We start from the raw sequence: 14,057 nt of genomic DNA on the forward strand, positions 1-14,057 counted from the left end.
TCTCGGCCCGTTTCCCCCAGACAGCGCACACTCGTTCGCCGGTCAGCGCCGCCACTGCCTCCCCCCCACCCACCAGACCAGCCCGGCTCAACCGGAGCGCTCTTCAGCCAGCACCTCATCGACCAGGCGCCAACCATACTCCGTTAAGGTATGCCGGCCATGCTCGACACGGCGGAAGACATCCTTGAAGCGTGGACCCACCTTCAAAGGATGGCTGGCATTCTCCACGCGGCGCGGGCGTGCCGTCCCATACTTAATCTTCGAGACGCCATCGGAGCGCATCATCTGAAAGATCCCGGTATAGCTGCGCTCCCAGGTCGGGCGATCAATCCCGAGCTGGCGACGAATATCCTCGCGGCTAAAAATCTCCTTGCCCTCTTGTTTGACCAAAACGGCGACAGCCTTGATGATCTCTTCGGCAGTTGCCACGGTCGGCCTCCTTCCGACACGCTTGCCACAGGAGGGCCGGGCCACGCAGCGCCTTTCCCCGTCTGCGCTGTGCGAACCGTCCCCCCTGACTGGACCATACATCAGTTGTTGAGATCAGACCAGATCAGATCACACTGCATCAAGCAGCAATTGCTGCGGGTTCTCGACCAGCTCCTTGAAGCGCGCCAGAAAGGCCCCTGCCTGCGCTCCATCAATGAGCCGATGGTCGAAAGAAAGCGCCAACGGCAGGACCGGGCGGGCCACCAGCGAACCATTGCGCACGACGGCTTTCTCCTGGAGCCGGCCCACGGCCAGAATGGCCGCCTCGGGATAATTAATGATGGGGGTACCAGAGCTACCGCCGAAGCTGCCCACATTATTGAGCGTAAAGGTACTGCCCGTCAACTCGTGCAGGCCCAGCGTGCGCCGGCGCCCGCCCTCGACGAGGCGCTCCAGCTCGCTGGCAACCTGGGCCAGGCTCAGCCGATCGGCATGGCGCAAGACAGGCACCAGCAGCCCTTCGGGCGAAGCGGTAGCAATGCCAATGTGGTAGACGCGCTTGTAGACAATCTCGCGCCGCTCCTCGTCGAGACTGGCGTTGAAGATGGGGAATTCCTTGAGCACGGGGATCAGTAGCTTGACCAGGAGAGGCAGATAGGTGAGGCGCAGCCCGCGCCGCTCGGCCACGGGTAAGAGAGCCTCGCGTAGGGCCACCAGGGCGCCGCCATCGGCCTCGTCGAAGGCCGTGGCATGGGGAATACTGCGCCAGGAACGTTCCATCCGCTCGGCTATCCGGCGACGCAGTCCCGTCAGCGCCTGACGCTCCTCCTCCGCCTCCGGCACCGCCCCGGGCTGGGGCTGCGCTCCATTGGCCGTGGCAGCGACCGCAACTGGCGGGGCTGGTTCTGACCTGCTCTCGGTGACTGCCGTTCGCTGGCGCTCGGCGAAGGCCCGCACATCGGCCAGCGTCACGCGCCCCTCCGGTGTCGACGGCGGGACCTGCTCCAGATCGACCCCCAGCTCAAAGGCCAGCTTGCGCACCGCGGGAGCCGCCAGCACGCGGCGCCGCCCCCCGCTCGCTGCTCTCGTCGCTGGGGTCACCGCCGTAGCGACGCCCCCCCCAGCCTGAGCTGTCGCTCCACCCGCGGCCACCGTCGCCTCAGTTGTTGCACTCCTTGCCGTTGTTGCAGTCGTTGCAGCCGTGGCGGCCTCTTCCTCAAAGACGACCAGCACCTCGCCCTTGCGCGCGCGCGTCCCCTCGCCGACGCGAATCTCCGCCACCCGGCCCGTCACCGGCGACGTAATCTCTGTCACCGCCTTATCGGTCTCCACCTCCGCAATCGCCTGGTAGGCTGTCACGCGCTCACCAACGCGCACCAGCCAGCGGCGAATCTCCGCCTCCTCCATACCCTCGCCCAGATCGGGCAATCTGAACTCGACCATAGCAAGCAAACCTCTTCCAACGCGAGCCAGGCCCGAACGCGGAGGCCAAAGCCCCCGCCCTCGCCGAGCGGACCTCATTGTTTGTTACCCGCCCCCTCGTCGCCATTTGGCCCGCATCTTCCTCTTTGATCTCGCAGGCGATCTTTTACCAACATCTTATCTTGCCAGCCCCCTGCACCCGTTCTCTGGCGTCAACCCCGCTCTGATTGCCGGAGAGAGCGCCGGGTGGGCCAGCGCCGTTCAGGGGTTCATTCAGGGTTCCATCACCTGGCGCAGGGCTGCCAGCACCTTCGCCGGCGTTGGCAGATAGTAGTCCTCCACACCGGGCACCGGATAGGGCGTATCGTAGCCCGTCACCCGTGCCACCGGCTTCAGCAGCGAATAGAGACAGTGCTCATTGATCAGCGCCGTCACCTCGGCCCCAATGCCACCGGCGCGCGGCGCCTCATGGACCACCACGGCGCGCCCCGTCTTCTCCACCGAAGAGACAATAGCCTCCTCATCCAGCGGCCAGACCGTGCGCAGATCGATCACCTCCACACTGATTCCCAGCTCCTGCTGGGCCTGCTGGGCCGCCTCCAGCGCCACTGGCACCATCGCCCCATAGGAGAAGACACTGACATCCTCGCCCGCCTGCACCGTCTTGGCCTTCCCCAGCGGCACCGTATAGTACTCCTCCGGCGTCTCCTGACGGAACGAACGATAGAGCTTGATATTCTCTAAGAAGAGCACCGGATCGGGATCGGCCACCGCCGCCGCCAGCAGGCCCTTGGCATCGTAGGGATTGGAAGGAATGACCACCTTGAGGCCCGGCGTCTGCAAGAAGACCCCCTCCAGACTATCCGAGTGCAGCTCGGGCGTGCGCACTCCTCCGCCGTAGGGCGAGCGCACCACCAGCGGACAGCTAAAGGCCCCACCGCTGCGGAAACGCATGCGCGCCGCCTGCGTCACCAACTGGCTCATACAGAGGAAGAGAAAGCCGGCAAACTGGATCTCCGCAATCGGGCGCAGCCCATAGACCGCCATCCCGACCGAGGTCCCGATAATGGCCGACTCTGCCAGCGGCGTATCGAAAACGCGCCGCTCGCCAAAGCGGCGCTGCAACTGATCGGTCACGCGGAAAACCCCGCCATTGAGGCCGATATCCTGGCCGAGCAAAACCACCCGCTCATCGCGCTCCAGCTCCAAAGCCAGAGCATCATTGAGCGCCTCAATCATCGTCATAGAACGCAATGCCATCGCGCTCACCTCCCTTCCTTCCTCATCGCCGCTCGCCCGGCTGCGGCTGGGATGGAGACGGCGAAACAAAGCGCAGCAGCTCGGCGCGCTGCTCCTGCAGACGTGGCGGCAGGGTCGCGCTGACATAGGCAAAGAAGCTATCGGGAGCCATCGGCGGCATAGCCTCAGCCTCGCGCACCGCCGCATCGATCTCCGCCTGTACGGCAGCCCCGATCTCCTCATCCTGCTCCTCGCTGAGCAGATCACGGCGCCGCAAAAACTTCTGCAGGCGGGCAATGGGGTCCCTGGCGCGCCAGGCCTCGACCTCGACAGGGTCGCGGTAGCGGCTGGCATCGTCGGCAGTTGTATGCGAGCCGAGACGGTAGGTCAGCAGCTCGATCAGGGTCGGCCCATCGCCAGCGCGTGCCCGTTCCACCGCCTGGCGCACCGTCTCGTAGACCGCCAAAATATCGTTGCCATCGACCAGGGCCGCAGGCACCCCGAAGCCGATGCCACGGGCCGCCAGCGTCGGCGCCGCCGACTGACGATGGCGCGGCACACTGATGGCCCAGCCATTGTTTTGCACGATGATCACCGCCGGAGCACGGAAGACCCCGGCGAAATTGAGGGCCTCGTTAAAGTCGCCCTCGGAGGTCGCCCCATCGCCGCAGACACCGACCGCTACCACCGGATCACCGACAATCTTGGCCGCCATCGCCAGGCCCACCGCATGCGGAATCTGTGTCCCAATCACAATCTGATAGGGGAGACAGCGCGTCTCAGCGGGCCAATTGGGAGGAGTATAGCCCCGGAAGGAATAGACGAGGGTACTGAGAGGCACACCCTTGACGATCAATGAAGCAATCTCACGATACGAGGTCGCCAGCCAATCTTGGGGCTGCAACGGCGCGGCCAGTCCCACAGTGGCCGCTTCCTGACCGGTGAGGGAGCCGAAGGTCGTGGCCCGTCCCTGACGCTGCATAGCAATAATGCGGTCCGAGAAAGCCCGCGCCAGGCGCATCATCCGGTAGAAATAGAGCAGGCGCTCCGGCGAGAGAGCAGGCATCTCTCCCACCAGGTTGCCCTCGGGATCAAGAATCTGAAAAGGGACCAGACCGGGATCAATCTGGTGAATCGCCACTTTGCGCTCCTTTTCTTGTGTATTCGCTCCGCGCGGAGGCGGGCCGCAGCCTGACGCTCATCGGCCACACATCCGCAGCGGAGTGACCGGTCTGCAGACGTCCTTGCTCGCAGCCGCGCCGCGCTGCTCTGTCACCCCCTCCTGCCTGGTCTGGCCTGGTCAATCGAACGACAACAGACAGCCTGGCAGCGGAAGGCGAGAGGGAGGGCGGCGCAGCCGAGACCACAACGGAAGAGTGACACCCTTGTCACTTCAGACTGAAGACCCAGGGAGCTTCTTGCTGCCGACGCTCCTCAAAGGCGCGGATCTCATCGAGATGCGAGAGCGTCCAGCCGATATTATCGAGGCCCTGCAGCATGGCCTGCTTGCGGAAAGCATCGATCGGGAACTGGAAGACGCGCCCGTCAGGTGTGGTCACCGTCTGGGCCGCCAGATCGACCTCCAGAGTATAGCCCTCGGTCGCCTCGACCTCCTTGAACAGCTCCAGCACCGTTGGCTCGGGGAGCGTTACCGGCAGAATGCCATTGTTGAAGCAGTTATTGTAGAAGATATCGGCGAAGCTGGGAGCGATCACGCAGCGGAAGCCGTACTCGCGGATCGCCCAGGGGGCATGTTCGCGCGAAGAGCCGCAGCCGAAATTATCGCCGGCCAGGAGGATCGTCGCCCCCTGATAGCGGGGTTGATTGAGGACGAAATCGGGGTTGGGCGTCTGATCGTCGCCCAGGTAGCGCCAGTTAGCAAACAGGGCCTGGGCGAAGCCGGTGCGGCTAATCGTCTTCAAGAAGCGCGCCGGCGTAATCTCATCCGTATTAACGTTCGTTCGATTCAGCGGGGCGACCAGCCCCTTCAGGCGGGTAAAGGGTTCCATTCTCTCGCTCTGCCTCCTTCTACAAGGCGCTCTCTCTTTGCACGCGCTCTTTCTGTCCGCACTGCTGGCCAGGTCCAGCGCTGTTCCATCCTAGAAATCGCGGATATCGACAAAGTGGCCCGCGATGGCAGCGGCGGCGGCCATTGGGGGGCTTACCAGATGGGTGCGTCCGCCCTTGCCCTGCCGGCCCTCGAAATTGCGGTTGCTGGTGGAGGCACAGCGCTCGCCTTCGCTCAAGCGGTCGCCATTCATGGCGATGCACATACTACAGCCGGAGGCGCGCCACTCGAAACCGGCCTCGCGGAAAATATCGGCCAAGCCCTCCTCCTCAGCCATGCGCCGCACCTGCATCGAACCGGGCACCACCAGAGCCCGCACCCCCGGCGCCACATGGCGGCCCTTGACCATCTGCGCCGCCAGGCGCAGGTCTTCCAGGCGCGAGTTTGTGCAGGAGCCAATAAAGACCGTATCGACGCGGATATCGGTAATCTTCTGACCTGGCTCCAGGCCCATATACTCCAGCGCGCGCTCATAGGCACGGCGCTTCTGCGGATCAGACTCGTCGGCGGGATCGGGCACGCGACCGGTCACATCGACCACCATCCCCGGATTGGTCCCCCAGGTCACCTGCGGGGCCAGACCATCGATCGAGACCTCGTGCACCGTATCGAAGTGGGCGCCGGGATCGCTCGGCAACTGCTTCCAGGCCTCGACCGCCTTCTCGAAGAGGGTCCCTTTGGGAGCGAAGGGGCGGCCTTTCAGATAGGTAAAGGTCGTCTCATCGGGGGCCACCATGCCAGCGCGGGCGCCCGCCTCGATGGCCATGTTACAGAGCGTCATGCGGCCCTCCATCGAGAGGCTGCGCACCGCCGAGCCGCTGAACTCGACCACATGGCCCGTGCCCACGCCCGTCCCCAGGCGCCCAATCATATAGAGCGCGATATCCTTGGCCGTAACGCCCGGGCCAAGGCTCCCCTCGATGCGGATATTCATTGAGCGCGGCTTCTTCTGCAACAGGCACTGCGTCGCCAGCACATGCTCGATCTCGCTGGTGCCGATGCCAAAGGCCAGCGCGCCTACTGCCCCATGCGTCGAGGTATGCGAATCGCCACAGACGATGGTCATGCCAGGAAGCGTCAGGCCCTGCTCGGGGCCGATAATGTGCACGATCCCCTGACGCTCGTCGTTCATATCGAAGAGGGTAACGCCGAACTCGCGGGCGTGCTGCTCCATCGTCGTGATGCAGAGCGCGCTCGCCTGATCCACAAGCTCCAGCACCCGCCTGCCGCGCACCTGGAGGGTCGGCACGTTGTGGTCAAGCACCGCAATCGTGGCATCAGGACGCCTGACCTTGCGTCCCGCCGCTCTAAGGCCAGCAAAGGCCTGCGGCGAAGTCGCCTCATGCACCAGGTGACGGTCGATATAGAGAATAGTCGACTCTCCGGGAACGTCTCGCACAACATGCGCTTCCCAGATCTTCTCAAACATGGACTTTGGCATACTTCTCTCTCCAGTTCCTGTCTGAGTCTGGCTGCGGGCCGCTCTGCTCGCGCAACAAGCCAGCCCCAATGCCGGCTTGCCTGCGTGGCGGGCCTGCCTGAACGCATAGCATTTGCTTGCTATGCAGGAAAAAGCAGGATACAAGAAAAACGTTGGGAAAGCAGCAGGCAATGGTGTTTCCGCCCTCTATCTGTTCCTCTATTTTACCTCAGATGGTGAGTTATCCACAATAGCACGCGGCTCCTCTCCCGTCCAGAGCGCCCCCAGGCAGTAGCAGCTCTGCCAGGCGCTCAGACGATCCCCTCTTGATCAAGCATAGACCAAAAAATTGTAACGATTCTGTAAAGTCCCGCTGCAGAGCCGCCAGATTCAGCGAATTTTTAGCAACCCTGCGCCCAAATTTCAGACAGCAGTGGCATGCTTGGAGGGAAAGGAAAGGAGCTAGATCTCATCACTATGACTGTGACAGGCTTTCGGACCGATACCGGTCTTGCCTTTGAGCCAGAGCGCCTGCGTCGCTACGGCGACCTGGTTCTCGACGAGCTGGAGCGCTACCTCAGCGGCATCGAGGAGCGCCCCGTCTGGCAGCCACTCCCTATAGAGATACGCCAGCAGATCAGTGGGCAGGCTCTCCCCGAAGAGGGGCAGCCCTTTGAAGAGACGCTCACGCTGCTGCGCGAGCTGATTCTGCCCTACCCCCAGGGCAATGGCCATCCGCGCTTCGCCGGTTGGATCAACTCGGCCCCGTCGCATGCCAGCATTCTGCTCAAGCCGCTGGCAGCAGCTATGAATCCCAACTGCGGCATCGGCGACCACGCCGGCCAGGAGCTAGAGCGCTGCGCCGTCCACTGGATGATGGAGCTGGCCGGCCTCCCGAGCGAAGGCAGCGCTGGCGTCTTCGTCAGCGGCGGCTCCGAGGCTAACTTTACCTGTTTGCAGGCCGCCCGCTACTGGGCCGCCGAGCAAGACGGCTGGAACGTACGCCGCGAGGGTCTGCAAGGCAATCATCCACCCTTTGTGCTCTACCAGTCCGATCAGGGTCACTTCAGCATTCGCCGCTCGGTCGAAGCAATGGGCCTGGGTAGTGCGGCCATCCATATCGTGCCCTCGACCCCAGACTATCGCATGGACCTGGCGGCCCTGGAGCGCCGCATTCACGAGGACCGCGCCGCCGGGCTGCGCCCGTTCTGTGTGGCGGCTACCGCCGGCACCGTCGAGACCGGGGCCATTGATCCGCTCCAGGAACTGGCCGAGCTCTGCCACGCCGAGGGCCTCTGGCTCCATGTCGACGGAGCCTACGGCGCCTTTGGCATCCTCGACGAGCGTGTCGCTCCGCTTTACCGCGGCATCGACCAGGTTGACTCACTGGCCACCGACCAGCATAAGTGGCTCTCGGTCCCCATCGACTGCGGCTGCGCCCTCGTCCGTCACGGCACCGCCCTCCACGACGCCTTCCGCCTGACCCAGAGCGACGACGAGGACGACGCCAACTGGATGTCTGAATATACCCTACAGCGCACGCGGCGCTTCCGCGCGCTCGACGCCTGGGCGACCGTACGCACGGCGGGCCGCGCCGGCCTGGCTCAGGCCATCAGCAACAACATCAGTATGGCCCGCCTGCTGGCCCGCGAGGTAGCCGCTCAGCAGGAACTGGAACTGATCTCAGGCGGCCCCCTGAGCATCGTGCGCTTCCGCTACGCCCCGCCCGCCCTGCGCGATGAGCCAACATTACTCAACTGCCTCAATCGGCACCTGGCGCGCGAGATCCAGCGCCGCGGACGGGTCTTTTTGACCAGCACGCGCCTGCGCGGCCAGGAGCTACTACGCGCCTGCCTGGTGCACTACGCCACGACCGCCGACGATATCCAGGCGATGGTCGATGAGGTGCTGGCCGTCGGCAGGGCGCTCTGCGATCTCTGAGTCTGAGCCGAGCGCCCCTGAAAGGAGGGAACGTCTTTTCTCATGTATTACGGCAGCATTTTGGAAACAGTGGGCAACACTCCCTTAATTGAACTGAAGAGCTTCAGCCCACGCCCGCGCGTGCACATCTTCGCCAAGATGGAAGGAGCCAATCCCTCGGGGAGCATCAAGGATCGCATCGCCCTCAAGATGATCGAGGATGTCGAAGCTCGTGGCCTGCTCAAGCCAGATTCGATCTTGCTGGAGCCGACCAGCGGCAATACGGGCGTGGCCCTGGCCCTGATCGCCACAATGAAAGGCTATCGCTTCACAGCGGTGGTCTCGGAGAAGGGGACCCAGGATAAGCGGCGCATGCTGGAGCTGTACGGGGCCACGGTGATCACTTCGCCGGGCGCGGCAGGCAGTAACGGCGCTATTCGCCTGGCGCAGGAGATCGCGCGCGACGATCCTCGCTACGTGATGCTCTTCCAATACGGGAACGAGGCCAATCCCGCCGCCCACTATGAGACGACCGGGACGGAGCTCCTGCGCGATCTGCCCGACGTCAGCGTGGTAGTGGCCGGCCTCGGCTCCGGCGGCACCCTGACCGGCATCGGGCGCCGTCTCAAGGAGCACAACCCGGCCATTCGTATCATCGGGGCCGAGCCGGTCCAGGGCGATAGTATCCAGGGTCTGCGCAACCTGGCCGATGGCTTCGTGCCGCCAGTGCTCGATCTGCGCGTCATCGACGAGCGCCTGCTGGTCTCCAGTCAGCAAGCCTGGGAGCGCACACTGCAGCTCAAGGAGCAAGAGGGGATCTTTGCCGGCCCGTCGAGCGGGGCCGTGTTGGACGTCGCCCTGCGCGTGGCCGAGCGCATGGAAGAAGGCAAGATTGTGATCATCCTGGCCGACGGCGGCTGGAAGTACCTGAGTGAGCCGCGCTGGCTCGTGCAGCCCGCCGGCCAGAGCGAGCATACTACAGCCTCCCTGCAACCTTCGCTCTGCTGAGGCGGGACGCCTTTCTGCAGGCGTCCCCCTCCCTTCCCCTCGTTCTTCCTCCACCCCCATCCTCGTTGGGCCTGTTCCCCGCTCGCCGGCGGGCAGGCTCGCTGCCTCGCCCCGTTTCCCTCACGAGGGCCGACTGCCCGGCTGGGAGAGGCGGCGCGCAGTCGCAGCCTCCTCGCCACGGGTTGCGATGCGCCCATCAACGGCAGCGGGGAAGAGAATGGTGACCGTCGTCCCCTCGCCTAGCCGACTATCCAGGCGAATCTTGCCGCCCTGGGCCTCCACCAGCTCGCGCGTGATGGCCAGTCCCAGGCCACTGCCACCAGGGCGGCGACCCGTTCGACTGCGGGCCGGATCGGCGCGGAAGAAGCGCTCAAAGACATGCGGCAGGGCCTCGGGTGGAATCCCCTCGCCCGTATCGCGCACGCTCAGCATGACCAGGCCCCCGCTAGCAGGATTGGCCTGCAGCTCGACCGTCCCCTCAGCGGGCGTATATTTCAAGGCATTATCGACAATATTGAGCAGAGCCTGGCGCAAGCGATCCTTATCGCCCAACAAGGGAGGTGTCCCCGGGGCCACGCTCCAACGCAAGGTCTGGCCCCGCGCCAGGTGTTCCGCCTGCTCGCAGACGGTCGCCAGCATATCCTCAGCCCGAATCAATTCGCGCCGCATCTCCAGACGCCCCGCATCGAGCCGCGTCAGCACCAGCAAATCTTCGACCATGCGCTGCAGGCGCTGTACCTCAGCATACATGCCGCGCGCCAGACGCCGCGCCGCCTCCAGATCGCCGCGATCCGCTCCTAGCAGCAACATCTCCAGGCTCCCGCTGAGGGCTGTCAGCGGCGTACGCAGCTCGTGGGAGACATCCGAAACGAAGCGCTTCTGACGCTGGAAAGCCTCCTCCAGTCGCGCCACCATCTGGTTAAAGGAGTGGGCCAGACGTCCGATCTCATCGTCCGTCGGCGGCGGATCAATGCGCATCGACAGATCGCCCCGCGCAATGCGCTGGCTGGTGCGCTCGATCTCGACCAGTGGATGCAGAGCCACACTCACCAACGGATAGATCAGGGCCGTAGCCAGGCCCAGCAGGACCACCACGCCCATGAAGAGCGTCAGATGCAGCGTTGTCAGAAAATCATCGATCGGCGTCGTCGACGTGCTGATCTGCAGAATACCCAGTGTATGGTCGCGGAAGGTATCGACTAGCGGCAGGAAGACCACCAGCTGCGGCTGTCCATTGGCGCCCTTGAGCACCAGATAGGGCGGATGCTGGTCGCTGCGCTGCAGCGCTAACCGCACCTGGGAGGGCGGCACGCTGATGGGCTGCAAGGCAAAGGGGGAAGTGCTGCCCGGCACCAGGACACTACCGTCACTGGCCAGAATGGCGGCGTTGGTGCTGGGACTGACCAGGCGGAAAGCCAGGGTCGAGGCGGTATAGAGAAAGTCCGCCGACGGCTTCTCCGGCGGCAGAAAGGTGTACGAGAGGCGGAACGGATGATCCTGGTTACTCTTCATGATGCCCTTGATGGCCACCTGCGCCTCGTTGCAGAGCACATCAACCTGATTGGAGAGCAGGTCTTGCTCCGCAATCAGCGAGATGATCACTCCGAGCGAGCCAAGCAGGAGGGTTAAGAGACCAAGGGAGACCAACACCAGGCGCCAGCGAATCGGCACGTGGCGTAAGAGTCGCTGCAGAAGATTGGCGCGCTCCTTCATGCTTTAGCCTCGCAGGGTATAGCCAATACCCCGCACCGTTTGCAGCAAGCGTGGCGGATTGTCGTGCAGCTTCTCGCGCAGATGGCGGACGTAGACCTCGACAATGTTGTCGTCGCCAACGTAGTCGTAGCCCCAGACACGCGAGAGAATCGTGTCACGCGAGAGGACCTGACGCGGATGCATCAGGAAAAGCTCTAGCAGACTGAACTCACGCGGCGTCAGGTCGATCGGCTCGCCGCGCAGCGTGACGGTGTGGGTCCCACGGTCAAGGGTGATGTCCTGGAACGAGAGGATGTCGGCGACGTTGTTGCCGTGACGGCGCAGCACAGCCCGCGTGCGCGCCATCAGCTCGCGAAAGGCGAAGGGCTTGGTCAGATAGTCGTCGGCGCCGCAGTCCAGGCCAGCTACGCGGTCGTCAACCTCGTCACGGGCCGTGAGCATGATAATCGGGATGTCATGGCCGCGCCGCAACTGGCGCGTGACCTCCAGGCCATCGCAGCCGGGCAGCATGATGTCGAGAATGATGATGTCCGGCTGATGCTGCGTGGCCATGCGCACCGCCTCCGGTCCACTGGTGGCCACCAGTACCTGAAAGCCCTCGTAGACAAAACCCATCTGCAGAAAATCAATGATCTGCGGCTCATCATCGACAATTAATACGGATGGCTGCTTGCTTTTGCTTCCGTTATGCTCCTTGTTACTCGCTAGCATGCTGAAATCCTGTGCCCTATCGTGTCTGTACAAGCGCAAATGCAGACCTGCTCTCTGCTTCTCTTTCTTCTACCTATACGCTCAGCGGGGCCAGCAGGGTGAAGCTGTCAGGCAGTCGGCTGGCTCCCTGGAGATAGTGAACAATACCTGCATGGTATATAGCAAGCCCGGCTGAAAATTTGCTGAATGACCCAGGCTATCCCCGCTCACTGCCTTCCTCAACAAGCCGGCCAGCCCTTTTTTCTCACGGCCAGCGCTCGCGGTCAGCGCGCCTGCCAAGCCACTGGAGGCATCGTTTCAGCGAATTTTCAGACTCGCTGCGGCCTTTTTTCAGCCCCAGGTGGCAAGATGGATGGCAGTTTCACCGGAGAAATGCTTGCCTTATCGAAAGCTGTGCTCACTCTAGTGCCAATCCGGTTGCCCTATCTTACGAACGCACGTTGACCTGATTCAATGGCTGTTTGTCCGATTGCAAAGCCGAGATGATCTCTCAGAAACGGATATGCCTATGACTACTATGAGCCTACCTTCAATGAGCAAGGCCGGGCCAGCGCTCCTGTCGCGGACCGTCCTTTCACCCGGTCGTCTTTTTGCTAGCTTGCAGCGCGGAGTCCAGCGCACGCCGGGCAAAGCTCTGCTCATCGAGGCCGAGAGTGGGAACGAGCTGAGCTACAGTCAGGCCCTGACGGGGCTGGCTCTCCTGCAGCAGCTCTTCGGTCCACCACCTCAGCGCATCATGCTCGCCCTGCCAGGCGGCCTGCTCACCGGTTTAATCTGGCTGACAGCCCTCAGCAGCGGCTACGATCTGATTCCCGTGCCGCCAGCGGCCAGCGCCGACGAGGCCCGCCGTTTGCTCGAACGCCAGCACCCGACCATCCTCTGCGCTGCCGACGAAGGAGAAAGCGCCTGGAGCGCTCTCCCCTTGCCACCGATGGTGCGCCTTTTCACGACCTCGCAGCTCACCGCGCACATCCACCAGGCATCGGCCTCCGTCCGGCGCCTACCAGTGCGCGAGGGACACGTCTACCTCAGCACCTCTGGCAGCACGGGCGAGCCGAAGTGGCTGGTCCTCAGCGAGCGCCAGATTGCCTGGACCGCCGAGCAGGTGCGCCGTAGTCACGCGCTGACCAGCGCCGACCGCGGCCTGACTACGCTGCCGTTTTTTCACATCAATGCTCCTGTCGTCAGCCTCTGCGCCTCGCTACTGGCCGGCGCCTCGCTCATCGTGGCTCCGCGCTTCAGCCGGCGACGCTTCTGGTCTTGGGTGGAGCGCTACGAAGCCACCTGGATCAGCGTCGTCCCCACCATTGTGGCCCTGCTGCTCGAAAGCGAGGAGCGGCCCGCTTTTCTGCCGGGCCGGCTGCGCTTCGCTCGCAGCGCCTCAGCTCCACTGCCGCCAGCCAACCTGCGCGCCTTTGAAGAGCGCTTCGGCATCCCGCTGATCGAGACCTATGGGCTGTCGGAGGCCGGCAGCCAGGTCGCGGCCAATCCCTTGCCGCCAGCCCCCCACAAGCCCGGTTCCGTGGGCCATCCGACCGGCGTCGCCATGCGCATCTGTCTGCCCCGCACCCAGGCCGTGGCCCAGGGCCTGAGCGAGGCTGTGCTCTATGATCTGCCGCCGGGCGAGGTAGGTGAGATCTGTATCGCTGGCCCCAACGTCATCAGTGCCTACGAGGATGGAGCCGGCGCCGCCTCCTTCCAACATGGCTGGTTCCGCACCGGCGACCTGGGCTACTTCGACGAGGAGGGCTATCTCTTCATCAAAGGGCGGCTGCGCGAGGTCATCAATCGCGGCGGCGAGAACATTGCTCCACGAGAGATCGAGGAGACCCTGCAGGAACACCCAGCGGTGCGCGAGGTGGCCGTCGTTGGGCGCCCTGATCCACTCTATGGCGAGGTTGTGGTAGCCTACTTGAGCCTGCAGGAGGGCCGCCAGGTCAGCGTCGAGGAGCTGCGCCGCTACGCCCGCCAGCGCCTCAGCCCGCCGCGCGTTCCTGTCGATTTCCTGATCTTGCCCGAGCTGCCACGCAACGCCACCGGCAAGATCGACCGTCGCCTGCTGCGCACCCGCGAGCAAGCGCGCGGCGAGCTCCAGCAGATTGCCAGGGAGGAGGCTAATCGTTAACC

11 protein-coding genes are annotated in these 14,057 nt (G+C 63.8%); 3 read left to right on the top strand and 8 right to left on the bottom strand.

All coding sequences use genetic code 11. The annotated features are described in order from the left end of the window. Positions 1-87 precede the first annotated feature (87 nt). From N688_RS17455 to leuC, 6 genes are all read right to left on the bottom strand, one after another. Complete coding sequence (locus tag N688_RS17455; RefSeq protein ID WP_052890482.1) at positions 88-429, bottom strand: hypothetical protein; 342 nt, start codon at positions 427-429, stop codon at positions 88-90. 129 nt (positions 430-558) lie between these two features. Beyond that, on the bottom strand, positions 559-1,872 hold the full coding sequence (locus N688_RS17460) for a dihydrolipoamide acetyltransferase family protein (RefSeq protein ID WP_052890483.1): 1,314 nt from the start codon (positions 1,870-1,872) through the stop codon (positions 559-561). Positions 1,873-2,124: 252 nt separating this feature from the next. Beyond that, positions 2,125-3,111, bottom strand: a complete 987-nt coding sequence (locus N688_RS17465; RefSeq protein ID WP_238321092.1) for an alpha-ketoacid dehydrogenase subunit beta — start codon at positions 3,109-3,111, stop codon at positions 2,125-2,127. Between the two features lie 22 nt (positions 3,112-3,133). Next, positions 3,134-4,231 (bottom strand): pyruvate dehydrogenase (acetyl-transferring) E1 component subunit alpha, encoded by a 1,098-nt coding sequence (pdhA, locus tag N688_RS17470; RefSeq protein ID WP_052890484.1) that lies wholly within the window; start codon positions 4,229-4,231, stop codon positions 3,134-3,136. 247 nt (positions 4,232-4,478) lie between these two features. Further along, positions 4,479-5,099 carry a 3-isopropylmalate dehydratase small subunit gene (gene leuD / locus N688_RS17475; protein WP_052890485.1) on the bottom strand — a complete coding sequence of 207 codons (621 nt, stop codon included), beginning with the start codon at positions 5,097-5,099 and terminating at the stop codon, positions 4,479-4,481. 90 nt (positions 5,100-5,189) lie between these two features. Then, on the bottom strand, positions 5,190-6,599 hold the full coding sequence (gene leuC / locus N688_RS17480; RefSeq protein WP_052890486.1) for a 3-isopropylmalate dehydratase large subunit: 1,410 nt from the start codon (positions 6,597-6,599) through the stop codon (positions 5,190-5,192). A gap of 456 nt (positions 6,600-7,055) precedes the next feature. On the opposite strand from leuC, the gene N688_RS17485 reads away from it, so the two are divergent. Together N688_RS17485 and N688_RS17490 are read left to right on the top strand one after the other, a co-directional pair. Beyond that, a complete protein-coding gene (locus tag N688_RS17485; RefSeq protein ID WP_052890487.1) occupies positions 7,056-8,519 on the top strand; it encodes a pyridoxal phosphate-dependent decarboxylase family protein in 1,464 nt (487 codons plus the stop codon). Positions 8,520-8,561: 42 nt separating this feature from the next. Beyond that, positions 8,562-9,506, top strand: a complete 945-nt coding sequence (locus N688_RS17490; RefSeq protein WP_052890488.1) for a PLP-dependent cysteine synthase family protein — start codon at positions 8,562-8,564, stop codon at positions 9,504-9,506. Between the two features lie 120 nt (positions 9,507-9,626). Here N688_RS17490 and N688_RS17495 read toward each other — a convergent pair whose 3' ends face one another. Next, positions 9,627-11,219 carry a sensor histidine kinase gene (locus tag N688_RS17495; RefSeq protein ID WP_081838959.1) on the bottom strand — a complete coding sequence of 531 codons (1,593 nt, stop codon included), beginning with the start codon at positions 11,217-11,219 and terminating at the stop codon, positions 9,627-9,629. A gap of 3 nt (positions 11,220-11,222) precedes the next feature. Next, the gene (locus tag N688_RS17500; RefSeq protein WP_052890490.1) at positions 11,223-11,930 is read right to left on the bottom strand and encodes a response regulator transcription factor; all 708 of its coding nucleotides are present in this window, start codon (positions 11,928-11,930) and stop codon (positions 11,223-11,225) included. Between the two features lie 508 nt (positions 11,931-12,438). Between N688_RS17500 and N688_RS17505 the strand changes: the two genes are divergently transcribed. Continuing rightward, the gene (locus N688_RS17505) at positions 12,439-14,055 is read left to right on the top strand and encodes an AMP-binding protein (protein WP_162179583.1); all 1,617 of its coding nucleotides are present in this window, start codon (positions 12,439-12,441) and stop codon (positions 14,053-14,055) included. Positions 14,056-14,057: the final 2 nt, after the last annotated feature.

The sequence above is a fragment of the Thermogemmatispora carboxidivorans genome (genome assembly GCF_000702505.1).
GTDB lineage: Bacteria > Chloroflexota > Ktedonobacteria > Ktedonobacterales > Ktedonobacteraceae > Thermogemmatispora > Thermogemmatispora carboxidivorans.

Bases quoted from the DNA above. Each gene is read 5' to 3' on its own strand.
- N688_RS17495 (WP_081838959.1), bottom strand. From the start codon at position 11,219: ATGAAGGAGCGCGCCAATCTTCTGCAGCGACTCTTACGCCACGTGCCG.
- N688_RS17490 (WP_052890488.1), top strand. From the start codon at position 8,562: ATGTATTACGGCAGCATTTTGGAAACAGTGGGCAACACTCCCTTAATT.
- N688_RS17460 (WP_052890483.1), bottom strand. From the start codon at position 1,872: ATGGTCGAGTTCAGATTGCCCGATCTGGGCGAGGGTATGGAGGAGGCG.
- N688_RS17465 (WP_238321092.1), bottom strand. From the start codon at position 3,111: ATGGCATTGCGTTCTATGACGATGATTGAGGCGCTCAATGATGCTCTG.
- N688_RS17500 (WP_052890490.1), bottom strand. From the start codon at position 11,930: ATGCTAGCGAGTAACAAGGAGCATAACGGAAGCAAAAGCAAGCAGCCA.
- leuC (WP_052890486.1), bottom strand. From the start codon at position 6,599: ATGCCAAAGTCCATGTTTGAGAAGATCTGGGAAGCGCATGTTGTGCGA.
- N688_RS17505 (WP_162179583.1), top strand. From the start codon at position 12,439: ATGACTACTATGAGCCTACCTTCAATGAGCAAGGCCGGGCCAGCGCTC.
- N688_RS17485 (WP_052890487.1), top strand. From the start codon at position 7,056: ATGACTGTGACAGGCTTTCGGACCGATACCGGTCTTGCCTTTGAGCCA.
- leuD (WP_052890485.1), bottom strand. From the start codon at position 5,099: ATGGAACCCTTTACCCGCCTGAAGGGGCTGGTCGCCCCGCTGAATCGA.